Here is a 21,987-nt window from a genome sequence, read left to right as displayed (position 1 = left end):
ATGGCCGTGAGCGAGATGATCTATCAACTCAAAGACCTCAAGGTCTCCTTCCCCGATCTTTCCAGAAAGCCGCTTCTGGGTGCCGCCCCGCGTGTCGACGTTCTGAAGGGCCTGACCTTCGACATTCCAAAGGGCGAAATCCTCGGCATCGTCGGCGGGTCCGGCTCCGGCAAGTCGACACTTGGACGTGCGCTGATCCGCCTGATCGAACCGGACGAAGGTTCCATCAGCTTTGAGGGAACCGACATCACCCATATGCCGGAGGAACGTCTGCGCCCTCTTCGTCGGCGGTTTCAGATGATCTTCCAGGACCCCATGTCCTCGCTCAATCCGCGCCGCCGGGTCGGCGGGATCATTGCGGGTCCCTTGAAGCTGCAGGGGTTCGACAATGTCAGGAACAGGGTCGACGAAGCGCTCGACATGGTCGGCCTGCCCCGGCACTTCGCAAGCCGGTTCCCGCATGAACTTTCCGGCGGCCAGCGCCAGCGGGTCGGGATCGCGCGGGCTATTGCTCTCAGGCCCGAATTCATTCTCGCCGACGAGATCGTCTCCGGACTCGACGTGTCTTCCCAGGCGCAGGTGCTCACACTTCTGGACAGTCTGGTTCAGGAACTGGGGCTGACGCTTGCTTTCATCAGCCACGACCTCTCCGTGGTACGGCGCCTGTGCACCCGGATCCTCGTGCTCTACCAGGGTGAGATCGTGGAGAATGCCGAGTCCGCGGAGTTGTTCGACGATCCGAAGTCGGACTACACCCGTACGCTTCTCGACGCCATCCCCCTGCCCGACCCGGCACAGGCCTGGTTCTAGGGACCGGACCGGTGCAGCAGGATTGCCGAAAAGTGTAAGTTTTACCGGGTTCATTACAGGGCATGGCCACCTATAGTGTGCGAGGCAGGAGAAATTCCCACGCGCGAGGTGCTTGCATGCGAGCCACGATCAGGATCGACAACCGCTACAGAATAAACAGAAGGCGGCAGAGACGGGGGAAGCATCATTTTGACGATCCGGTCGCACAAGCAGATATCTTCCTGTACGAACTGACCGCAGCCGAAGCCCGCCGCTCCTTTAGCGCCTTGAGACGGGGCGACGCGGTGGGGCGCACCAACAACCGGGGCCAGGTCAAGATCGACCTTCCTTCCGGCAACGGCACCTACCTGCTTCGAATTCTCCCCCAGTACTGGGACAGCGGCCCTGTCGGCCCCGCTCTCGCACGGCCGTTTCCGGCAGGCGCGGGCCGCGTCTACCGACCACTGGACCTCAAGGTCAAGATCGAGGGCAATCCAGGCCGGGCGCGTATTGCAAGCGCGGTCACTGCCTCCAACTCGAATGCGAACGGCGAAGCCTGGAAGGTCGAGCACAACGGCATCAGCATTGTCCTTCAGCCGGTCTGGATCACCGACTTTACAGATCGCCGGAAGCTGAAGACCAAGACCGACCTGATCGTCGTTCATCTCACGTCCGGTTCGGATCCCTATGGCGCCGTACGCAAGATCTCAGGCAAGGCCGGAGCGCACTATCTGATCCTGAAGAACGACGGCCAGATCATCAAATTCATTAACGACGACGTCCTGGGCAGCCATGCGGGTGGAGCCGACCACCCGGGTGATCCCTACTGGGCCGGAGACAAGGACATCAACAGCAGGTCGATCGGAATCGAACTGGAAAATGTAAAACCGACCAAGGCAGACGCGGACTTTACCGAAGAGCAATACAAGTCGCTCCTTTGGCTTCTGGATGAACTGGTGAATGCGCACGGGATCGATCCCAAGCGGGTCATTGGCCATTCCGATCTCGCCGTGGAGATGAAGATCCGGGAGTTCGATCCAGGTTTCAGGTTCGACTGGCCGCGTCTCGGCCGGGCCGGTTTCGGACCGCCAGGCCCGGGTCAAGGCTACCCGACCCTGAGAAGCTTCATCGCCGCCGGACCGGAAATCCTGGAAACGATCTACGGCGGCATTTTCAAGGGCGGCCCCAACGACACCGAACTTCGTCTCAACGACAACGACGGAGGATCGGTCTATGGCGGAAATCCCATGAAAAACATCACAGGTCAGCCAATCCGGGAAATCCTGACCGATCTCAACAAGATCGGTTATTGGGTCGGGCGCAGCGGCCCCGGCAGTGTCCTGAATGCGGATGCGATGCGCGCTGTCCAGTATTTCCAGATCCACTTTTTTGCGACCGAGATAAGCGCCACGCCCGGTAGCGGGCGAAACGCTCGTCTTGACCGTGAGACGGCCCTCAGAATTTTCGACGCCGCGGCATTGGCCTGACAAGGCCTTCGACAGGACGATGCCGAACAGATGACTGCCGGGCGCGGAATGGCCCGGCAAACTCTATCTGATTACCGCATCGCGCGGCATGTCGGACAGGATTTCCGCGCCGTCGGCGCGCAGGATGACGATTTCCTCCAGCCGCAGGCCGAACTTGCCGGGAAGATAGATGCCGGGCTCGATGGAGAACACCATACCTTCGTCCAGCACGGTTTCCGAAGTCGCCGTCATATAGGGCGGCTCATGGATGTCGATGCCGAGACCGTGGCCGGTCCGATGGGGGAAACAGTCGCCGTAACCGGCTTCCGTGATGACGTCCCGTGCCGCCTTATCGATCATCTTCGCTGTCACGCCGGGCTTGGCAGCGGCAAGGGCTGCCTGGACCGCGCTTTCGACCACGGCATAGACCTTTTCGAATTCTTCTGATGGCGCGCCGAAATAGCCGACGCGGGTCATGTCCGAGGGATAGCCATCGAGACGGCCACCGATGTCGATCAGCACCGCATCACCCGCTTTCAGCTGCGTCTGACCGGTATGGTGGTGCGGGAACGCGCCGTTTCCGGCAAAGCAGATGCTGGTGAAGACGGGCGAAGCCCCTGCCGCCTTATAGACATCGCGGATGACAGCGGCGACTTCTTCTTCCGTAATGCCCGGTTTAAGGGCATCGAACCCGGCCTGAGCAGCCTTGTCGTTCAGCACAGCGCTGGCTTTCAGGAGCCTGTATTCGGCATCGTCCTTGCGGGCGCGCAGGAAGCCGACCGTATCATCGGTAAAGCGGCGGGAGGCGCCGGGAAGCGCATCGAGGAGAAGCAGGGCGAAATCCGCGCGCATGGTCTCATCAATGACGACGCTCGGGTTTGCCGGAAGGTCTGACGCCTTCAGAAGATCCGCCAGCGCGGCATCCGGACCGTCATCGTCGCGCCAGGGGAAGAACGGCAGATCCGTCTTCTGGCGCGCGCTGTCGACATTCAGCGCCGGCATCAGGAAACCGGCATGACCCGGCGCAACGAGCAACATGACCGGGCGCTCGTCGCCATGGGGATCAAGCCCGGCCAGATAAATCATGTGACTGGAGGGGCCGATCGCCACGAGATCGGTCCCGGTCGCTGCCATGCGTTCGCGAAGGGCTGCTAGACGCTGATCGGAAAGGGAGGACATTTCAAGAAACTCCGAGAGGAAAGCGCGCAAAAGCGCAAGCCTTGTTCAATACAGCTATTTTGTCATCCCGGACTCGGCGAAGCGGAGATCCGGGATCGGAGAGGCAAGGTCAATCGGAATGGTTTTTTCCAGGCCCCAAGGCTCTTCCGACCCCGGTTTGCGCTTCGCCCGGCTGGGAGGACGCGGCCCGCAAAGCGCTGTCTGGGCCTTGCACCAAGAAGCCGCCCCGGAGACCGGGGCGGCTTGGTTTGACGAACGTCAGTTTTTCGTCACCAGGCGGTAGTAGACGAAGTCGGAGGTCGCGCCATTGACGTAGCCCTCGACCTTCTTGTCCATCGCAACCTGATAAGCGGCCTGGAACATGATGACGATCGGCGACTTTGCCTGAACCTGCTTCTGCAGTTCGACATACATGCCGTTGCGCTTTTCCGGGTCGCTCTCGGCAAGCGCTGCCTTGGTCATGTCGTTCAACTCTTGCGGCACGGCCCAGGCATTCCGCCATGTGGTGGTAGCCTGGTAGTTGTCGTCGGAATTGTCGCTGTTATAGGCGAAAGCCTTGGCATTGGAGTGCGGGTCCATGAAGTCCGGGCCCCAGTAGAGCAGCATGGCTTCGTGGCTGCGCTCGCGGTACTTGGTGATCACCTGCGACCCGGTGCCCGGAATGATGTCGAAGTTGATGCCGGCTTCCGCGAAGCTTGCCTGCAGGGACTGGGCCATGTCGGTGAACGGCGTCGAGTTGATGACGTCGAGTGTCACTGTGACCGGCGTCTCGATGCCGGCGTCCGCCAGGATCTGCTTGGCTTTTTCCGGATCGTAGCTGTAGGGCGTTTCGTCGTAGGAGCCCGGGAACCCCTTCGGCCAGAAGGCCTGGTGGACTTCCATCTGTCCCTTCAGGAAGCTGTCGGTCATGCCCTTGTAGTTGACGAGGTAACGCGCGGCGTCCCAGACGGCTTCCGGCTGCAGGCTGTCCTTCTTCTGGTTGAAGGACAGGAAGTGCACAGCGGCCTGCGGATAGGTCTCGACCTTGATGGCATCGCCTTCCATGCCGGCGATCTGGTCCGGGGTCAGGTTGCGGGCCATGTCGACATCGCCCGACTGCAGGAGAAGCTGCTGGGTGGCGGCTTCCGCGACATGGCGGATGATGACGCCTTCCACATTCGGCGCGCCCTTGAAGTAGTCCGGATTGGACTTGTAACGGACCAGTTCGCCCGGGCGGTAGGACTGCAGTTCGAACGGACCGGAACCGGCCGAATTGGCGTTCAGCCACTTGTTGCCCATGTCGCCGTCTTCTTCGTGCTCCATCACCGTCTTTTCATCGACGATGGAAGCCGGACGGGCGGCCAGGACGTTCAACGCGAAAGCGGGCGAGAAATCGCCTTCGTATTTCACGATCACCTTGTTGCCGTCAGCCTTGACCATGTCGCCGACATTTTCCGGCGTCCAGCCGAGCTGGGTCAGGATGAAGGCCGGGGTCAGGTTGAGCTTTACCACGCGGGAGAAGGAGAACACCACGTCTTCGGCCCGAACCGGATTTCCGGAATGGAATTTCGCGCCGTCGCGAAGCGTGAAGGTGATGGTCTTGGAGGCCGCGTCCGCCTGCCAGTCCGAGGCAAGGCCCGCGGAAAGCACGGTCGGATCTTCCGCGTCATACTGCACCAGGCGGTCGTAGACGTTGGTGACGAGTTCGCCTGAAGAGAACTCGTAGGCCTGTGCGGGGTCGATAGCGACGATGTCGTCGATGTTCTGCGCGACCACAAGCAGGTTGTCGGGTGTTGCGGCGCTGGCCTCAAAGGACAAGGGCATTGCCAATGCTGCCGCCAGTAGCGCGGCCTTGAAGAGCTTCATTCCTTCGTCTCCGTCTGTAAAGGTTTGGATTTTTTTCTGCTTTTGGTTCGGGCTGGTGCCGCGTCTTCCGGACTCTTGTCCGGCGATACCAGCTCGATGCGGCTGGCCTTGCGGCCGCCGGCATTCAAAATGGCCAGGGTTCCCGTCCACAGGATCCGGGCCGGAACATCGGAAGGGTTGGACCAGGCGTGGGGCGTGTTGCCGCGATAGTGCAGGCTGTCGCCCGCCTCCATCACCATCGCCTTGCCGTCGAGATACTGGGTGATCGAGCCTTCCAGGATGTAGATCAGTTCCTCGCCCTCATGGCTCACGGTTTCCGAGGTGTAGCCCGGCGGCACGGTGAGGATGAAAGACGAGAGCTGGTTTCCCGGAAATTCCGCGCCGAGGCGTTCATAGACGACAGTGGACCCGGAAATGGAAAACTGCGGCCGCGTGCCGGATCGGGTCAGCGCATCTTCCGCGCGAGGCTGGGCGACGAAATAGTCGAGCCCTACCCCGAGCGCGCGGGCAACACCGGCAAGCGACCCCAGGGTCGGCGTCGCGTGATCGCGCTCCACCTGGCTGAGATAGCTGACCGACAGATTCGACTCGTCGCTGAGCTGCTGAAGTGTCAGCCCCAACTGCTTCCGGCGCGCCCGGATCAAGGCGCCGACTTTTGTTTCCGCCTCTGCTGCGGCACGTGCCGTCCGGCTGCTCAAAGAATTTCACTCCCATCAAAATTTTTTTGATGTAAGCAGATTTTTTTGTATGCTCCAAGAACTTTTTTAGGCGGCTTGTCATCCGACGCAAGAACCGATGACAAATAAATCCGCGTAAAAACAAATACTTGGACTCAGGATTTCAGAATTCGAGTCATGCAGTCAGGGAGAGCTGTTTTGAAGAATCCGGTCACACAAAGGACGGCAGGAGGCTGCATCCGGCATGTCGTTTGAACCATCCGAAAGCGCTGCGGAGGCCCGGGGAAGTGTTTTCGCGGGACAGTTCCTGGGAAGCCTGGCGGCCCTGGCGCGCTTCGCACTCGTGACCGCGGGAACCTTTCTCGGCCTGCTGGCGATCACCTTCTTCATCGGCCGTGTGGTGCCGATCGACCCGGTTCTGGCCGTCGTCGGCGACCGGGCCTCGAACGAGGTCTATGAAGCTGCCCGGCAGGCCATGGGCCTCGACCGGCCGCTCATCGTCCAGTTCTTCTCCTATGTCGGCGACGTGCTGACCGGCAATCTCGGCAATTCCATTTCCACCGGGCGGCCGGTGGTCGAGGATCTGGGACGCTTCTTCCCGGCCACACTGGAGATGGCGACCATCGGCATCCTGATCGGCGTCCTGCTGGGCGTCCCGATGGGCGTGCTCGCCGCCACCCGTCAGGGCAGCTGGGTCGATCAGCTCATCCGCGTTCTGGGTCTTCTCGGTTATTCCGTCCCGGCTTTCTGGCTCGGTCTGGTCGGCCTCGCACTCTTCTATGCCAGCCTTGGCTGGGTGGCAGGTCCCGGGCGCATCGACATCTTCTACGACGGTGTGGTCGATCCGGTGACCGGGCTTTACCTGATCGACAGCCTGATTGCCGGGGAACCGGACATCTTCTGGAACGCGCTCGACCATCTGCTGCTGCCGGCCTCGATCCTCGGCTTCTTCAGCCTTGCCTATATCGCCCGCATGACCCGTTCCTTCATGCTCGACCAGCTCGGCCATGAATATGTGACGACGGCGCGGGTAAAGGGCGTGCCTGAACGGCGGGTGATCTGGCGCCATGCCTTCTACCCGATCCGCATTCAGCTCATCACCGTGATCGGCCTGTCCTATGCCGCGCTACTGGAAGGCTCCGTAATGATCGAGACCGTGTTTTCCTGGCCGGGCATCGGCAACTACCTCACCAACGCCCTTCTCAACGCGGACATGAATGCCGTGCTCGGTGCCACGCTGGTCATCGGGTCCGTCTTCATCCTGATCAACAAGATTTCCGACGTGCTTTACCGAATTCTGGATCCGAGGGCCCGCAGATGATCGACTGGCTTCTCGACGACTCGCCCGCCTCGCGCCTGCAGGCCAATCTCGGCCGCGCCTGGCGCACCTGGACCGCGCTGCTGCGCAATCCGCTCGCCGTTCTCGGCGGCGTGATCATCCTGGTCCTGATCACCATGGCGATTTTCGCACCGCTGATCGCGCCCTATTCGCCCATCGGCCAGGATCTTGCCAACCGTCTGATGCCCCCCTCCTCCACCCACTGGATGGGAACGGACGAACTTGGCCGGGATATCTATTCCCGCGTCGTCTACGGCGCCCGCATCACCCTTCTGATCGTCACGATGGTTGCGGTCATCGCCGCGCCCATCGGCCTGATCGTCGGCGCGGTCTCGGGCTATTTTGGCGGCTGGACCGACCGGATCCTGATGGGCGTGACGGATATCTTCCTCTCCATGCCGAAACTGATCCTGGCGCTCGCCTTCGTGGCGGCCCTTGGGCCCGGCATCGAGAATGCGATTATCGCGATCGCCATAACCGCCTGGCCGGTCTATGCCCGCATTTCCCGGGCTGAGACCATCACCTTCCGCGATGCGGAGTTCATCGCGGCGGTCCGCCTGCAGGGGGCCTCGTCGACACGGGTTATCCTGCGCCACGTTCTGCCGCTCTGCGCTTCCTCCACCATCGTCCGGGTCACGCTCGACATGGCGGGCATCATCCTGACCGCCGCCGGCCTCGGTTTTCTCGGCCTCGGCGCACAGCCGCCGTTGCCGGAATGGGGCGCAATGATCTCGCGCGGGCGCAATTTCATTCTCGATCAGTGGTGGGTCGCCACCATGCCGGGCTTCGCCATCATCCTGGTCAGTCTCGGCTTCTGCTTCCTCGGTGACGGCCTGCGCGACGTGCTCGATCCCAAGCAGGGAGACAAGAAATGAGCGCTCCGCTTCTTGAAGTCGACGGTCTCACCGTCACTTTCCCGACGTCCCGCGGACCTGTCGATGTCGTCAAGGGCATCTCCTTTTCGCTCGACCGGGAACGGCTCGGGATTGTCGGAGAATCGGGTTCCGGCAAGTCCATGACCGGCCGCTCCATCCTGCGCCTGATCCGCGCTCCGGGCCGCGTTGCGGCCGGGAAAATGCGCTTCGACGGTATCGACCTGCTCTCCCGGAGCGAGCGGCAGATGCGCGAATTGCGCGGGGCCCGGATTTCCATGGTCATGCAGGATCCGAAATTTTCGCTGAACCCGGTCATGACCGTCGGCGACCAGATCGCAGAGGCTCTCGTAACCCACAAGCGCCTGCCGCGCCGGGAGCTGAAGGAACGGGTGCTTTCCATGCTGGAGGCGGTGCGGATCAACGATCCGGCACGCGTTGCCGGGCTTTATCCGCACGAGGTCTCCGGCGGCATGGGCCAGCGCATCATGATCGCCATGATGCTGATCCCCGAACCCGACCTGCTGATTGCCGACGAGCCGACCTCCGCGCTGGATGTCTCGGTGCAGGCACAGGTGCTCGACATTATCGACGATCTCGTCACCGGCAAGGGCATGGGGCTGATCCTGATCAGCCACGACCTCAATCTGGTTTCCCGCTATTGCGACCGCATTCTGGTGATGAACAGCGGTGAGATCGTCGAGGAATGCAAGGCGAGTGAATTGCATCAGGCGAAGCATCCCTATACACGCGGCCTGCTGGCCGCCATGCCGCGCATGGACGAGGACCGCGAGGAACTGCCCGTGCTCGACCGCAGCACTTGGACAACGGGAGCCGGCACATGACACAGCCAGCCATCCTTCTTGAAAACCTCACCATCAGCTACGGCGAGACGGCCGTGGTGCACGACGTTTCCTTCGACGTGGCGGAAGGAGAAAGCTTCGCGCTCGTGGGCGAATCCGGTTCCGGCAAGTCGACGATCCTCAAAGCCATTTCGGGTCTCGCGCCGGACTGGACCGGCACGGTCTCCGTGCTCGGCACTCCGCGTGGCCATGCGCCGGACCGGACCTTTGCCGAGACCTGTCAGATGGTGTTTCAGGACCCATACGGGTCTTTGCATCCGCGCAAGACGGTCGACACCTGTCTTGCCGAACCACTTGCCATCCATGGCTTCGGTGGACGCGACAGCCGGGTCAAGGACATGCTCGACGCCGTCGGCCTGGACCAGCGCTTCCGCTTCCGCTTTCCGCATCAGCTTTCCGGCGGCCAGCGCCAGCGCGTTGCCATCGCCCGGGCCCTGATGCTCGAGCCGAAGGTTCTGCTTCTGGACGAACCGACATCCGCGCTCGATGTTTCGGTGCAGGCGGAGATCCTTAATCTCCTGAAAAAACTGCGCCGCGACCAGGGTCTGACCTATCTGATGGTCACGCACAACCTGCCCGTCGTCGCCTTCCTCTGCGACCGGCTGGCCGTCATGCGCCACGGGCGTATCGTCGAGATCGCGGACGTCGACGCCCTGAAGAGCGGCCGTCTTTCAGCCCCCTATTCCCGTGAACTTTTCGCCGCCAGCGGCGGTGTCCTTCAACCTGCCTGATTTGAGATTTCTGGAAATGACCGATTTTACCGGCGCTCTCGCCGATTTCGACCGTGCGCTTTCGCTCGGCCTGACGCCCGACGCCCCGTTTGACGCCCTGCTGGCGCTCACCCGCGCTACCGTTGGCGTGAAGCTTTTCACCTTCATGACCGTGGACATGGTGACAGAAACAGCACGGCGTTCCTATACGTCGCATGCCGAGGAATATCCGGTCTCCGGCACCAAGCCGGTGACCTTTGACCGCTGGTTCGAGACCGTTCACACGAGGCGGGAATGTTTCGTCGCCAACACGCTCGCCGACATCGCGACCGTTTTTCCGGACTTTGAGCTGATCGGTAGCCTCGGCTGCGGTTCGGTGATCAACCTGCCGGTGGTGCTTGGCGACACGCTGGTCGGCACCGTCAACATGCTGCACGAGGAGCAGCACTACACACCGGAACGCGTGAAGCAGGCAAAGGACTGGCTGTCCGTTCCCGCCAAGGCGGCATATCTGGCAAGCCGGGTTGCGGTGGCGAGCTGACGGCGCCTTCGCATAGTTTTCAACCAGGCCCCCGATGTGTGGGCCTGGTCATTTGACAGGGACAAGGCGGTCACGCCATCGCAGCTTCTCGCGAAAGTGAGGCAGTCAGTTTCCGGGCAAGGCCGGCGGATTCTTCAGTTGATTTCGTGACGGACGCCGCGTGCCGTTCATCCTTGAATTCCTGATATTCGATGCGGATCAGGTGGTGTTCGGCGATGCCGAGATAATGGCGAAGGGTCATGAGATGCGGTACGAGTTGATCCATCTCTCCCCTGACACCCCCCTTGTCGAAACCGAACTCTCCGGATGAACTCAGGACGATCAGTGTCTTGCCGGAGAGGATCGGCTCCAGGGGAAAATCGCCACGCGATAGGTCGAAGGAAAAGGTCCTGCCAATCCGGACCACATTGTCGACCCAGGCCTTCAGGGCGGATGGCATGCCGTAGTTGTACATCGGCACACAGAGCACGATGATATCCGCCGCAACAAGTTCCGCGATGAGCCTGTCGGATTCCGCAAGACGTGTTTCCTGTCGGGCTGTTCGCCTGTCTGCCGGCGTGAATGCGGCTGCGATCCAGTCCTCGGATATGTGAGAGGGCGCCTGCAAGGCCAGGTCCCGGTAGTTCCAGTGATCCCCGCTTCGCTCCCGCTTCCATTCGGCTTCAAACCGGTCACCGAGTTGGCGGGTCAGCGAACCGGTGCGGCGCGCGCTCGCATCAATTCGAAGAAGAGTAGTCATCCGATATCTCCTTAGATGAAATTTCTTCATTTAAATGCTAGAAATACCTGTATGTTTCAAACGACTAATTCGCGTTTAAGAGTGAAGGAACTTCATCCCAATGACACGACGGGTCTCCCTTTCCGCCATACGCGTCTTTGACGCTGCGGGAAGCTTTCTGAGCTTCAAGAAGGCTGCGGCAGAACTGGGAATGACACCCACCGCAGTGTCCCACCGGATCCGCAACCTCGAGGAAGACCTGGGCTGCGAACTCTTTCGCAGATCGCATCGGCGAATAGAATTGACCCGTGCAGGTCAACGTCTGCATGAGGCGTCAAAATCGGCAATTGGTCTGATTGATGAGGCTATTCGTGAAATCATCGAGGAGACGGAAGTTTTCACAATTGCGACGACACCCGCCTTTGCAAGTCTGTGGCTGGCTCCGCGGATGTCCGAATTCAATAGCGCGTTTCCCGGAACTATCCTCAGGATAGAGGCGGATTATACTGCCGTGGACCTCGACCGGGTCAGAGCTATCGATCTTGCGATCAGGTATCTCCCTCGCCAGTCCACTGTCGGGCAACTCCTCGCGCAGGAGAATTTCCGCGCCTTCGCCTCACCGCAGACTGCAGAATCGCGGGGCGACAAATGCCAACGGGTGCTTCTGACAAACTATTGGAAGTCGCGTTCGTTGGACCCCGTCTCCATTGACCCTTGGATGACAGCTTCCGAAATCTCCGGAGAGGGACAAGTGATCCGCTTCGATGACGAACAGCATGCGGCACTGGCTGCAATTTCCGGCAAAGGCATTGCCGTACTAAGCGACCTGCTCGCTGGACACTTTGTAGAAGCGGATCTTCTCGTGCCGATTCAGCAGCATGTCAGCCATCCGGGCTACAGCTACAGAATTCTGAGCCCCGATTCAAAATCGCGGTTGGCACTGAGATCTAAGGTCAGCGAATGGCTTCTGGAAAAAACGAGGGCTTTCAGGGATTGATCGGCGCGCAAACGGGTACCGCCTCACGCTGCCGCCCGTTTTGCCTTTTCGATCCTGCCGATGAATTCCGACAGCCAGGCGATTTCCTTGAGGTAGACCTCCATCGAGAGCGAAGCCAGATCCATCAGCAGGGCCTGCGGATTCGGATTGTCGAATCCGGTCTCCCGCAGAAAGGTCTCATACTCATTTCTGAAAGCCTTTGGCACCAGCATCGTGGCCTCACGCACTCATGAACTCAAGGATCGGACGAGGTGGGCTTGCCGCCTCGCGTTAAGGGACTGTTAAGGATATCGGTCCGGGCTCGATATCGTCAGTTTTGCCATTTCCTCGCTATCCCCAGGGCCCACCGATGGCGCCCGGGAAAACTCATCTATTTTGCCGAAAACCGCGATTAAATCCGGTTTTCCCCTTGCACTTGACGGGTCAAATCTTCGACCCTGCCAAGAATCACAATTCTAACCGATCCCAAGTTGCATCAAGAGCCCCCGAATGTCCCCGTCCACAGACCTTTCCTTCAATCCGCTGTCAGATGCGTTCGCGCAGGATCCCTATCCTTTTTATGCAAGCTTGCGCGCCCGCGAGGGGCTGACATGGTTCGAGGGTTTCGATGTCTGGCTGGCGTCCCGCTTCGACGACGTCACGGAGATCGTGATGCATGAGAAAATGGTCCGCTCCATGGACCATATCGCGACGGCCGAGGAGATCGCCGTCCAGAAGCGGGCCGGCAATTGGCACGACATGCCGCACCATTCCCGCTTCGTGCAGTTCTCGCTGCTGGACAGCGACGGCGAGGTGCATGACCGCTTGCGCAAGCAGGTTTTCAAGCTGTTCACGCCGGTGATGGTCGGCAAGCTCAGGGACGAGATCCAGGCCTATGTCGACCGGCTGATCGACGGTCTGGCGGACCGGCCGGAGATCGACTTCATCGAGGACCTTGCGGCCCATGTGCCCGGGCACATCATCGGCCGTATCATCGGCGTGCCGGACGAGGACTGCCCGCAATTGCGTGTCTGGTCGGAAAACATCGTCCAGTTCTTCGATATCGACCGTTCGGACGAACGCAAGGAACTGGCCGAGCGCAACACCACCGAATTCTATCACTACCTTCTGGACCTGAAGGCGAAGCGCGAAACGGACCCCAAGGACGATCTTCTTTCGCTGATGATCGAGGCCGAGCGAGCAGGTCACATGAACCACGACGAGTTCTTCTCCACTGCCATGCTGATCCTGATGGCAGGCCACGGATCGACCATCGACGTCCTCGGCAGCGGCATGCACGCTCTGCTCAAGTTCCCGCAGGAAATGCAGCGCCTTCGCGACGAACCTGCCTTGATGAAAACAGCGGTGCAGGAAATGTTCCGCTACGAAGCGCCCCTACCCTTTTTCCATCGCTATTGCACGGAAGAGGTCGAGATCGGCGGCCAGACCTATCCGAAGGGCACCAAGTTTGGCGTGCTCTACGGATCAGCCAACCGCGATCCGAAACAGTTCGCCAATGCAGATCGCTTCGACGTGGGCCGTTCGCCCAACTACCACATCGCCTTCGGCCGCGGCGCCCATTTCTGCCTCGGTAACCACCTCGCCCGGCTGGACATGGACATCATCTTTTCAACACTGCTCAAGCGGTTCGCCACCATTGAACTTGCGGAGGACAATCCGGTCTACAAACGCGGACTTTCCGTCAGAGGTCCGGAAGCGCTTCGTATTGCCTGGAGAGCTGCCTAAGCTTCCCGCGCCTTCTTGCCGTTACGCGTTCCAGACCCAGTTACCTCCTTTCACGCTCAAACCATTTTGGAAAAAGTCATGCGCTCCTTGTTTTCAATCAGCACGTTGTTCACCTGCCTACTGGCCGCCCCGGCAGTTGCCGGCGAAATAGACCTCGGTCCCCGCCCCGCCTGGCTCGTGAGCCAGATGGCGGACAGTCCATTGAAGGAGAAGCTGAAAAGCTGCCTCGGCCAGCCCGTCAAACGCACGCAGTTTTCCATCAGCCACAGGGGCGCGCCGCTGCAGTTCCCCGAGCATACGGAAGAAGGCTACCGGGCGGCTGTCCTGATGGGCGCAGGGATACTGGAATGCGACGTCACCTTCACATCGGACAAGGAACTGGTCTGCCGCCACTCGCAGAACGATCTCCACACGACCACCAACATCCTGGCAACGGATCTGGCTGCCAAATGCACGGCAGGCTTCACGCCCGCCAAGGGGGACGACCCGGCATCGGCGGACTGCCGGACATCGGACATCACGCTTTCGGAATACAAGTCTCTGCAGGGCAAGATGGACGGCGGCAACAAGAAAGCCCGGACCGTTGCCGACTACCTGCAGGGCACCGCCCCCTGGCGGACGGAGCTCTATGGGCAGCACGGCACCCTGATGAGCCACAGGGAGGCTATCGCGCTCTTCAAGGATCTCGGCGTCAAATTCACGCCGGAGCTGAAGGCGCCGAAGGTGGACATGCCATTCGAGGGCTTCACCCAGGCCGAATACGCGCAGAAGATGATCGACGACTACAAGGCCGCCGGAATTCCGCCGGAGGCCGTCTATGCGCAGTCGTTCAATCTCGACGACATCCGCTACTGGATCGAGAACGAACCGGAATTCGGCAAACAGGCCATCTTTCTGGACGGGCGCCGGGATCTCGATCCGATGGACCCCGCCACCTTCTCGCCGTCCATGGAAGAACTGAAGACGATGGGCGTCAACACTATCGCGCCGCCGCTCTTCGCCCTTGTGACGCTTGAGGAAGGCAGGATCGTGCCCTCCGCCTATGCCCGGGCGGCCAGGGAAGCTGGCCTCAACCTGATCACCTGGACACTGGAACGCTCCGGCCCGCTTTCGTCAGGTGGCGGCTGGTACTATCAGTCGATTACCGATGCCATCGACGGCGACGGCAAGATGCTGGAGGTCGTCGATGTTCTGGCGAAAGACGTGGGTGTGAAGGGGATCTTTTCCGACTGGCCCGCAACAACGAGCTTCTATGCATCCTGCATGGGCCTGGAATGACACGGTGGCCGCCGGAACATAAGCGGTGTTCCGGCTTCCCTGGCAGAACTTTCGGAGAGTTGAAAATCAGCGCGCCTGATCAAGCGTCCGCTTGCACTCCAGGAGCTCGAACAACGTCGCCTGTAGTCGCCGGATATCTTCCTTGGAGACCGCAGCCTTCGCCGTGGAGCCTTGTGCAGCAGGTTTTTCGCCGCGCAGGCGCCCCAGAATATTCAGCCCGCCGCCATGGGACTGAACGGTGCTTTCGGGGGTCTCATCGGCAAGGACACCGCTCGGCAGCGATTCCTGATGACCATTTTTCAAGGCAGGAGCGGAGTTCGCTTGCGCAGCCGGGGCATCGGGTTCTTGCGCGGGCTCGCCGGTTACTTGCTGGACAGACCGGTCTTCATGACGGATCTGCATCACGAAGCGGGGGCCCTGCTCCTTCAGGATGCGTTGCACACCCTTGATGGTGTAGCCTTCGCCGTAGAGCAGATGGCGGATGCCTTTAAGGAGCTCGACATCGTCCGGACGATAATAACGCCTGCCCCCACCACGTTTCAGCGGCTTGATCTGGGAAAACCGTGTTTCCCAAAAGCGCAGCACGTGCTGGGGCAAATCCAGATCTTCAGCAACTTCGCTGATGGTACGAAACGCGTCCGGGCTTTTATCCAGTGAGCTCATCCGGTCTCAGTTATTTGCTGGCCTGTCCTGTGAGCGCATCGTTGATACGCTGCTTCAATACGTTGGATGGCTTGAACACCATCACGCGCCGCGGTGAAATCGGCACTTCCTCGCCGGTCTTCGGATTGCGGCCGATACGCTCCCCTTTGGAGCGGACCACAAATGACCCGAAGCTTGACAATTTTACCGATTCTCCGGTGACAAGACAGTCTGAAATTTCAGAAAGTACGCGTTCAACCAATTCGGAAGATTCGGTCCGTGAGAGACCGACTTTTTGATAAACGGCTTCACACAGATCCGCACGGGTAATAGTCCGGTTGCCCATAACCCCTCCTCAACGACGCCAGCGATCTGGCTGATTTTGCAAGAGAACTCCGATGCAAGACCCTACGGTACGGCGTCACGGCGGGCCGGTCAACTGGAACTCTTGATTTCGTTGAGATTTCTCCGGTGAAGGCCTTTGCCGGGTTACCAGCGCAGCAGAACCGATCCCCAGGTAAAGCCGCCGCCCATGGCCTCCAGCATCAAAAGATCGTTCTTTTTGACACGTCCGTCCTTGACCGCCATATCCAGTGCCAGCGGGATGGATGCGGCAGAAGTGTTGCCGTGCAGATGAACGGTAGTGACCACCTTTTCCGGCGCAATCCCCAGCTTCTTGGCGCTGGCATCGATGATACGCTTGTTGGCCTGGTGCGGAATGAACCAGGTCAGGTCGTCAGAGGTCAGCCCCGTTGCCTTGTAGGCATCCTCGATCACGTCGGTGATCATGCCAACGGCATGCTTGAACACTTCCCGGCCCTCCATGCGCAGATGACCGACGGTCTGCGTGGCGGAGGGGCCGCCATCCACATAGAGCTTTTCCTTGTGGCGGCCGTCAGAGCGCAGATGCGAGGTCAGAATGCCCCGGTCGTCAGTTGTGCCCGCTCCTTCCGAGGCTTCGACCACAACCGCGCCGGCGCCGTCGCCGAAGAGCACGCAGGTGGTGCGGTCTTCCCAATCGAGGATGCGGGAAAAGGTTTCCGCGCCGATCACCAGGCAACGCTTGGAGAGCCCTGCCCGGATATAGGCATCTGCCGTCGTCAGGGCGTAAACAAAGCCCGAGCAAACCGCGTGAACGTCGAAGGCGGCGCCGTGGGTGATGCCGAGCTTGGCCTGCACCGTGACGGCGGTCGCCGGAAAGGTATTGTCCGGCGTCGCGGTTGCCAGGATGATGGTGTCGATGTCCTGAGCGTCGCGCCCGGCATCGGCCAGCGCCCGCTTGGCGGCTTCCAGAGCCAGATCCGAAGTGACTTCCCCTTCGGAGGCGATGTGGCGCTGCTGGATACCGGTCCGCTGGACGATCCATTCGTCGGACGTGTCGACCATCTTGGCAAGATCGTCGTTTGTCAGGATTTTTTCCGGCAGGAAACTTCCGCAGCCGGTAACGGTTGAACGGATCACGCTCACAAATCACCTTCCGATGTCGGCCCTGCTTCAGCGAAGCGGCCTCGATGATAATGCACAAGATCCTGGGCGATCTTGTGGGTCAGTTCGTTCTTGACCATGTCGTAGGCCAGATCGATGGCGGAAGCATAACCTTCCGCATCCGTCCCGCCATGGCTCTTGATTACAATGCCGTTCAGTCCCAGGAACACGCCGCCGTTGACCTTGCGCGGGTCCATTTTTTCGCGCAGCAGATTAAACGCACCCTTGGCGAAAACATAGCCGATCTTGGACATAAGGGTCCGATTCATGGCGGAGCGCAAGTAACTGCCGATCTGCTTCGCGGTTCCTTCCGCGGTTTTCAGCGCAATGTTGCCCGCGAACCCTTCGGTCACCACCACATCGACGGTCCCCTTGCCGAGGTCGTCGCCCTCGACAAAACCTGCGTATTCCAGAGACCGCAACGGCGTTTCCCTGAGCAGGCGCCCCGCAGTGCGCACCTCTTCCAGGCCCTTGACCTCTTCCACGCCGATATTGAGCAGGCCAACCGTCGGTCGCTGGACGCCAAAAAGGGCGCGGGCCATGGCTCCGCCCAGAATGGCAAAATCGATCAATTGCTGTGCATCGGCGCCAATCGTCGCCCCCACATCCAGCACAACGGATTCCCCGCGCGTCGTCGGCCAGATCGCGGCAATCGCAGGCCGCTCGATATTGGCCATGGTGCGCAGGCAGAATTTTGACATCGCCATCAGTGCGCCGGTATTGCCGGCTGAAACGGCAACGGATGCGTCTCCGGTCTTTACCGCCTCAATGGCGCGCCACATGCTGGACCGCCACCGTCCCTGCCGCAAGGCCTGGCTCGGCTTGGTATCCATGGCAATGGACACCTCGCAATGATGCAGGGTCGATGCGTCGCGTACCCGCGGATATTTTTCCAGAAGCGGACGCAGAACTTGCTCGTTTCCATAGAGAAGGAAGCGGATATCAGGGTGGCGGACAAGCGCTATCTCCGCTCCGGGAATAACCACTTCGGCTCCGTTATCGCCGCCCATGGCATCCAATGAAATCGGAATCGTTTTCGCCATTTATAAGGTCTTTTTGACGTTATCTACCAAAGACGGCACCGGACGGTGCCATAGAGAAGTCCTGCCGGATAAGCAGAAGCCCTGATCCGGCGCGAACATAACGGTTTTGAACGGAGTGACAACCGTTTTCCTGAGGAGGCAGGGAACAAGCGTTGAAAACCCGCCGGAATCTTATGCAATCGCCCAAAACCGGCTTTCCGCCCCTCCCGGCTCAGTCTTCCTCACTTTTTTTCAGGGCCTGCAAGGCTGCAAATGGCGACGGCTTGGTCTCCTCGCTTGCCTCATCTCCGTCATCGTCCCCGTCTGCGCCCTCAAACGCAACGCCGGGCTTGCGCGGGAACGGGTCCAGCGACAGGGCGAGTTCCTCACACAGAACCGCACCCAGGTCCAGAACACCGTCCAGGATGACATCGGGCGGGTCAAGCTGTTCCAGGTCGATCTCGATCTCGCCGTCGTCGTTGAGGTCCCGGATCTTGCGCGGCTTGCTTGAGTGGGGTTCGAATGTCCTGTCCATGTCGATCCGCAATACGCTTTCGAAAGGTTCCAGCGAAACGACACAGGTCTGGGTGATGTCCGCCGTCACCGTACCGGTCACGCGCAGGCCCGCCTTGCGGTAGGGCTTCAGTCGGAGGTCCGCCGTCAGGTTCCCGATCGCGTCGAGGCCGTACGCCTCTGCAATCATCTTCAGGCTGGCCGCATCCGGTGAGATCTCCAACCGCTCGTCCTTGTCGACCACCCGGGAGGCATTTACCGGATAGGAATAGGGAAACGTGTCTTTTGCCATGGCTGTTCTTTCTTGATCAATACGGCCGGTTCACACAGGCAAAGCCTTGAACGTTTCCGGATCCGGCCAGACGATCTTTGCGGACATCAGGTCCGCCACCGTCTGCGCTTCCAGGCCGCTTGCCGCTTGCAGGATGTAGTGAGCCAGGCGCATCTGCGCGACCGGCTCGGGATTGTCGGTAAAGATGTTGCGCTCCAGAGCTTCCGCCAGCGCCTGGATGTCGCCGCCGTCGATTGCGGTGATATAGGCATCCGCCCGGCCATAGAAGGCCTCGCCCATCACCCTGACCTTCTTGGGAACGCGCGTGTCACTGACGCCCATTTCCCGCAAGGAGGCGTCCATGTCCTGGAAGAAGAGATCGAAGACGGTCTGGGTGAAGTCCGAAACCGTTTTGCCTTCGCTGCGCATGCGCCGGAAATAGAGCACCGCATGGGCGACAATCAGGTCAAAACGGCCATCGATCGTGTCGGGTACAAGAAAATCCGTGTAAAAGACCGGCTGCCGCGCTTGGGCCACGATTTCTGAATAAACCCTGTGCTCAGCGTCACGGGACCGGCGGCGAAACAGGCCGAATAGCATGTCAGCTCCTTCAAACTCAGGTGTTGCCTTGTGCCCTATCCCACGATACTGACTTTGCCAAGCAACGAAATTCGACAGCAGCCAGGCCGGTCTGGCGAAACGGGACTTCTTAAATGAACTTCAAGGCAAGCGCCCTGATCCTTCCGCTTCTGATCACCCTGCCGCTCGGCGGCTGTTTCACGTCCACCTACACCCATGGCCATGTCGTCACAACGGAGATGCTGAACCAGGTCCAGGTCGGCTCCAGCCGCGAGCAGGTCGAACTGGTGCTCGGCTCGCCCTCCACCACGTCAAGCCTCAGTGGCGATGCCTATTACTACATTTCGCAAAAGACGGCGACGACCGCCTTTCTGGCGCCGGATATCGTTGAACAGCGCGTGGTCGCGATCTACTTCGACAAGGACGGCTACGTCCAGGATATCGGCAACTACACGCTGGAAGACGGCAAGATCGTCGACATCGTCACCCGAAAAACCCGCACCGGCGGCGCCGACTACGGCTTCCTGACGCAGATCCTGCGCGGCGCGACAAAGCCGGGCATTGGGCTGTAGGAGAGAGATTGGCGGTGGAACGCTCGAAATTAATCGGGCGTTCCTGCTGGACCGATTGACTTCATTTCGTGCGACGTGACGAACAGCCTCGGGCAATCGCACCAAGGTAGTTAATCATTCAAATTCCTACTCTTTTTTCCGGCTCGCCTTGTTTTTTCGGAGATCTATGGTCACCACTTGCCAACATTTCCAACTGCCGACACCCGTCTGTAATTAGCCCAATGGCCGCGCTATGTAGCCAATTCCGGGACCACATTCGGCAACCACCCAAAGTACGGATACCGATCGAATTGAAGCCTCAGGGTGTAGTGCGATAGACGAAGGCTTTCCGACAAAACTCGGCGTGACTACTTGTTTTTTGAGAACCATTTTTGATTATGACCGCAGCGACAAGTCTCGTTCCGTCATGCAAAAGGCACAAGCGCAATGAAAGTATCAAACAGAAAACGGGTTCTTGTGACCGGCGGAGCTGGGTTCCTTGGATCCCACCTCTGCGAACGGCTTCTGCTCGAGGGGGCCGATGTATTATGTATCGACAATCTGTATAGCGGCACCAAAGACAATATTTCTCACCTGTTGCCGAACCCTCACTTTGAGTTTCAACGACACGACGTGACATTTCCTATCTATCTGGAAGTTGACGAGATATACAATCTCGCCTGCCCGGCGTCTCCGGTACATTACCAGCGCGACCCGGTTCAGACCACCAAGACGAGCGTTCACGGTGCGATCAACATGCTTGGTCTTGCAAAGCGCACCGGAGCCCGCATTTTCCAGGCTTCTACCAGTGAAGTCTATGGCGATCCGGAGGTTCATCCGCAAACGGAAGAGTACTGGGGCCGCGTCAACCCGATTGGCATTCGCTCCTGTTACGATGAAGGCAAACGCTGCGCCGAAACGCTATTCTTCGACTATCGCCGCCAGCACGGGCTCGGCATCAAAGTCGCGCGCATCTTCAACACCTATGGTCCCCGCATGCACCCGAATGACGGACGGGTGGTCAGCAACTTTATCATGCAGGCACTGCGAGGCGAAGACATCACCATTTATGGGGATGGCAGCCAGACGCGCAGCTTTTGTTATGTCGACGATCTTATCGAAGGCTTCTTGCGTCTGATGAATTCTTCTGACGACCTGACCGGCCCGGTCAATCTCGGCAATCCGGTCGAATTCACTATCCGCGAACTGGCCGAGACCATTCTGGAAATGGTCGGCGGAACATCCAAACTGGTTCTTCGACCACTGCCCCACGACGACCCAAGGCAAAGGCAACCCAACATTTCTCTTGCCAAGGAACACCTTGACTGGGAGCCGAAAGTTCCGTTGAGAGAAGGCCTTGAGAAGACGATCGCCTATTTCAGGACTTTGTAAGAGCCAATGATCCCCGCAACAGCATCTCTTGTTGTCGTTACGCCGGTCTATGAAGACTATGAGGCAAGCAGCCGTCTTTTTAGAGAACTCGCGGCTGCGCTTGGTGATAATATCTTTGTTGTTGCCGTCGACGACGGTTCCGTCAGACACCCTCTGGATACCAACGGCCTCGATGACGCGCAAGTGAGTGGCGTGGTTCTGAAATTGCGCCGCAACGTTGGCCACCAAAAAGCCATTGCGATCGGCTTGGGCTATGTGGCTAAACACATCCACAGCGATCAAAGTGTAGTTGTAATGGATTCCGATGGCGAAGACCTGCCCTCTTCAATCAATTCGCTTACACAAAGTCTCAAATCGCCAATTGTTGATGTCGTGGTGGCCCGTCGGAAGAACCGTGTGGAAACGCTCCGATTCAAAGTTTTCTATTCAATCTACAAGCGGCTCTTCAGACTGGTCACTGGACGGACAATAAGTTTCGGCAATTTCATGACCATGAAAGCGACTGCAGTAAAGCGGTTGTCTGCAATGCCGGA

The 21,987-nt window shown here is 59.6% G+C and carries 24 protein-coding genes; 13 read left to right on the top strand and 11 right to left on the bottom strand.

Going from position 1 to position 21,987, the window contains the following annotated elements; genetic code table 11:
• Both ACQY7U_RS14370 and ACQY7U_RS14365 read left to right on the top strand, forming a co-directional pair.
• A complete protein-coding gene (locus ACQY7U_RS14370; RefSeq protein WP_428645532.1) occupies positions 1 to 810 on the top strand; it encodes an ATP-binding cassette domain-containing protein in 810 nt (269 codons plus the stop codon).
• A 116-nt stretch (positions 811 to 926) separates the two neighbouring features.
• Positions 927 to 2,276: an N-acetylmuramoyl-L-alanine amidase gene (locus tag ACQY7U_RS14365; protein ID WP_428645531.1), complete on the top strand. Its 1,350-nt coding sequence runs from the start codon at positions 927 to 929 to the stop codon at positions 2,274 to 2,276.
• A gap of 63 nt (positions 2,277 to 2,339) precedes the next feature.
• Here ACQY7U_RS14365 and ACQY7U_RS14360 read toward each other — a convergent pair whose 3' ends face one another.
• The 3 genes from ACQY7U_RS14360 to ACQY7U_RS14350 all read right to left on the bottom strand — a co-directional run bounded on the left by ACQY7U_RS14360 (position 2,340) and on the right by ACQY7U_RS14350 (position 5,977).
• Positions 2,340 to 3,434: a M24 family metallopeptidase gene (locus ACQY7U_RS14360; protein ID WP_428645529.1), complete on the bottom strand. Its 1,095-nt coding sequence runs from the start codon at positions 3,432 to 3,434 to the stop codon at positions 2,340 to 2,342.
• Between the two features lie 258 nt (positions 3,435 to 3,692).
• The gene (locus ACQY7U_RS14355; protein WP_428645527.1) at positions 3,693 to 5,279 is read right to left on the bottom strand and encodes an ABC transporter substrate-binding protein; all 1,587 of its coding nucleotides are present in this window, start codon (positions 5,277 to 5,279) and stop codon (positions 3,693 to 3,695) included.
• Positions 5,276 to 5,977 (bottom strand): helix-turn-helix domain-containing protein, encoded by a 702-nt coding sequence (locus ACQY7U_RS14350; protein WP_428645525.1) that lies wholly within the window; start codon positions 5,975 to 5,977, stop codon positions 5,276 to 5,278. Before ACQY7U_RS14350 ends, ACQY7U_RS14355 begins: the two co-directional genes overlap by 4 nt.
• A 223-nt stretch (positions 5,978 to 6,200) precedes the next feature.
• On the opposite strand from ACQY7U_RS14350, the gene ACQY7U_RS14345 reads away from it, so the two are divergent.
• From ACQY7U_RS14345 to ACQY7U_RS14325, 5 genes are read left to right on the top strand one after another with little or no spacing between them, the layout of a single operon-like run.
• Entirely contained in the window at positions 6,201 to 7,277 is a 1,077-nt protein-coding gene (locus tag ACQY7U_RS14345) for an ABC transporter permease (protein ID WP_428645523.1), read from the top strand.
• Positions 7,274 to 8,170: an ABC transporter permease gene (locus ACQY7U_RS14340; RefSeq protein ID WP_428645521.1), complete on the top strand. Its 897-nt coding sequence runs from the start codon at positions 7,274 to 7,276 to the stop codon at positions 8,168 to 8,170. The genes ACQY7U_RS14345 and ACQY7U_RS14340 overlap by 4 nt, the downstream gene beginning before the upstream one ends.
• Positions 8,167 to 9,012 carry an ABC transporter ATP-binding protein gene (locus ACQY7U_RS14335; RefSeq protein WP_428645519.1) on the top strand — a complete coding sequence of 282 codons (846 nt, stop codon included), beginning with the start codon at positions 8,167 to 8,169 and terminating at the stop codon, positions 9,010 to 9,012. The genes ACQY7U_RS14340 and ACQY7U_RS14335 overlap by 4 nt, the downstream gene beginning before the upstream one ends.
• Positions 9,009 to 9,761, top strand: coding sequence for an ABC transporter ATP-binding protein (locus ACQY7U_RS14330; RefSeq protein ID WP_428645518.1), 753 nt, complete (start codon positions 9,009 to 9,011; stop codon positions 9,759 to 9,761). The genes ACQY7U_RS14335 and ACQY7U_RS14330 overlap by 4 nt, the downstream gene beginning before the upstream one ends.
• Positions 9,762 to 9,777: 16 nt before the next feature.
• The gene (locus ACQY7U_RS14325; RefSeq protein ID WP_428645516.1) at positions 9,778 to 10,281 is read left to right on the top strand and encodes a GAF domain-containing protein; all 504 of its coding nucleotides are present in this window, start codon (positions 9,778 to 9,780) and stop codon (positions 10,279 to 10,281) included.
• Positions 10,282 to 10,351: 70 nt separating this feature from the next.
• Here ACQY7U_RS14325 and ACQY7U_RS14320 read toward each other — a convergent pair whose 3' ends face one another.
• Entirely contained in the window at positions 10,352 to 11,020 is a 669-nt protein-coding gene (locus ACQY7U_RS14320; protein ID WP_428645515.1) for an FMN-dependent NADH-azoreductase, read from the bottom strand.
• A 100-nt stretch (positions 11,021 to 11,120) separates the two neighbouring features.
• Between ACQY7U_RS14320 and ACQY7U_RS14315 the strand changes: the two genes are divergently transcribed.
• A complete protein-coding gene (locus tag ACQY7U_RS14315) occupies positions 11,121 to 11,996 on the top strand; it encodes a LysR family transcriptional regulator (protein ID WP_428645513.1) in 876 nt (291 codons plus the stop codon).
• A gap of 23 nt (positions 11,997 to 12,019) precedes the next feature.
• Here the strand turns inward: ACQY7U_RS14315 and ACQY7U_RS14310 are convergent, their stop codons facing one another.
• Positions 12,020 to 12,223, bottom strand: coding sequence for a hypothetical protein (locus ACQY7U_RS14310; RefSeq protein ID WP_428645512.1), 204 nt, complete (start codon positions 12,221 to 12,223; stop codon positions 12,020 to 12,022).
• A 262-nt stretch (positions 12,224 to 12,485) separates the two neighbouring features.
• Here ACQY7U_RS14310 and ACQY7U_RS14305 point away from each other — a divergent pair, with 262 nt between their 5' ends.
• Positions 12,486 to 13,721, top strand: a complete 1,236-nt coding sequence (locus ACQY7U_RS14305) for a cytochrome P450 (protein ID WP_428645510.1) — start codon at positions 12,486 to 12,488, stop codon at positions 13,719 to 13,721.
• Positions 13,722 to 13,799: 78 nt separating this feature from the next.
• Positions 13,800 to 14,999, top strand: coding sequence for a glycerophosphodiester phosphodiesterase family protein (locus ACQY7U_RS14300; protein ID WP_428645509.1), 1,200 nt, complete (start codon positions 13,800 to 13,802; stop codon positions 14,997 to 14,999).
• A 66-nt stretch (positions 15,000 to 15,065) separates the two neighbouring features.
• On the opposite strand, the gene ACQY7U_RS14295 is transcribed toward ACQY7U_RS14300, so the two are convergent.
• The 6 genes from ACQY7U_RS14295 to ACQY7U_RS14270 form a co-directional block, all read right to left on the bottom strand.
• Complete coding sequence (locus ACQY7U_RS14295; RefSeq protein ID WP_428645507.1) at positions 15,066 to 15,662, bottom strand: MerR family transcriptional regulator; 597 nt, start codon at positions 15,660 to 15,662, stop codon at positions 15,066 to 15,068.
• A 10-nt stretch (positions 15,663 to 15,672) separates the two neighbouring features.
• A complete protein-coding gene (locus tag ACQY7U_RS14290; protein WP_023003819.1) occupies positions 15,673 to 15,987 on the bottom strand; it encodes an integration host factor subunit alpha in 315 nt (104 codons plus the stop codon).
• A 143-nt stretch (positions 15,988 to 16,130) separates the two neighbouring features.
• Positions 16,131 to 17,108, bottom strand: a complete 978-nt coding sequence (locus tag ACQY7U_RS14285) for a beta-ketoacyl-ACP synthase III (RefSeq protein ID WP_428645505.1) — start codon at positions 17,106 to 17,108, stop codon at positions 16,131 to 16,133.
• On the bottom strand, positions 17,105 to 18,169 hold the full coding sequence (gene plsX, locus ACQY7U_RS14280; RefSeq protein ID WP_428645503.1) for a phosphate acyltransferase PlsX: 1,065 nt from the start codon (positions 18,167 to 18,169) through the stop codon (positions 17,105 to 17,107). The genes ACQY7U_RS14285 and plsX overlap by 4 nt, the downstream gene beginning before the upstream one ends.
• 211 nt (positions 18,170 to 18,380) lie before the next feature.
• The gene (locus tag ACQY7U_RS14275; RefSeq protein ID WP_428645501.1) at positions 18,381 to 18,953 is read right to left on the bottom strand and encodes a YceD family protein; all 573 of its coding nucleotides are present in this window, start codon (positions 18,951 to 18,953) and stop codon (positions 18,381 to 18,383) included.
• A 30-nt stretch (positions 18,954 to 18,983) separates the two neighbouring features.
• Positions 18,984 to 19,532: a ubiquinol-cytochrome C chaperone family protein gene (locus ACQY7U_RS14270; RefSeq protein ID WP_428645499.1), complete on the bottom strand. Its 549-nt coding sequence runs from the start codon at positions 19,530 to 19,532 to the stop codon at positions 18,984 to 18,986.
• A gap of 113 nt (positions 19,533 to 19,645) precedes the next feature.
• Here ACQY7U_RS14270 and ACQY7U_RS14265 point away from each other — a divergent pair, with 113 nt between their 5' ends.
• The 3 genes from ACQY7U_RS14265 to ACQY7U_RS14255 all read left to right on the top strand — a co-directional run.
• A complete protein-coding gene (locus tag ACQY7U_RS14265) occupies positions 19,646 to 20,083 on the top strand; it encodes an outer membrane protein assembly factor BamE (RefSeq protein WP_428645497.1) in 438 nt (145 codons plus the stop codon).
• 426 nt (positions 20,084 to 20,509) lie between these two features.
• Positions 20,510 to 21,454 (top strand): UDP-glucuronic acid decarboxylase family protein, encoded by a 945-nt coding sequence (locus ACQY7U_RS14260; protein WP_428645495.1) that lies wholly within the window; start codon positions 20,510 to 20,512, stop codon positions 21,452 to 21,454.
• A gap of 6 nt (positions 21,455 to 21,460) precedes the next feature.
• Positions 21,461 to 21,987: glycosyltransferase (locus ACQY7U_RS14255; RefSeq protein WP_428645493.1), on the top strand; the 527-nt coding region annotated here is incomplete at its 3' end.

The organism is Roseibium sp., from assembly GCF_050301095.1.
Classification (GTDB): Bacteria; Pseudomonadota; Alphaproteobacteria; order Rhizobiales; family Stappiaceae; genus Roseibium.
Note: the sequence above shows the minus strand (reverse complement) of the source record. Positions and strands in the feature narration are given on the sequence as shown.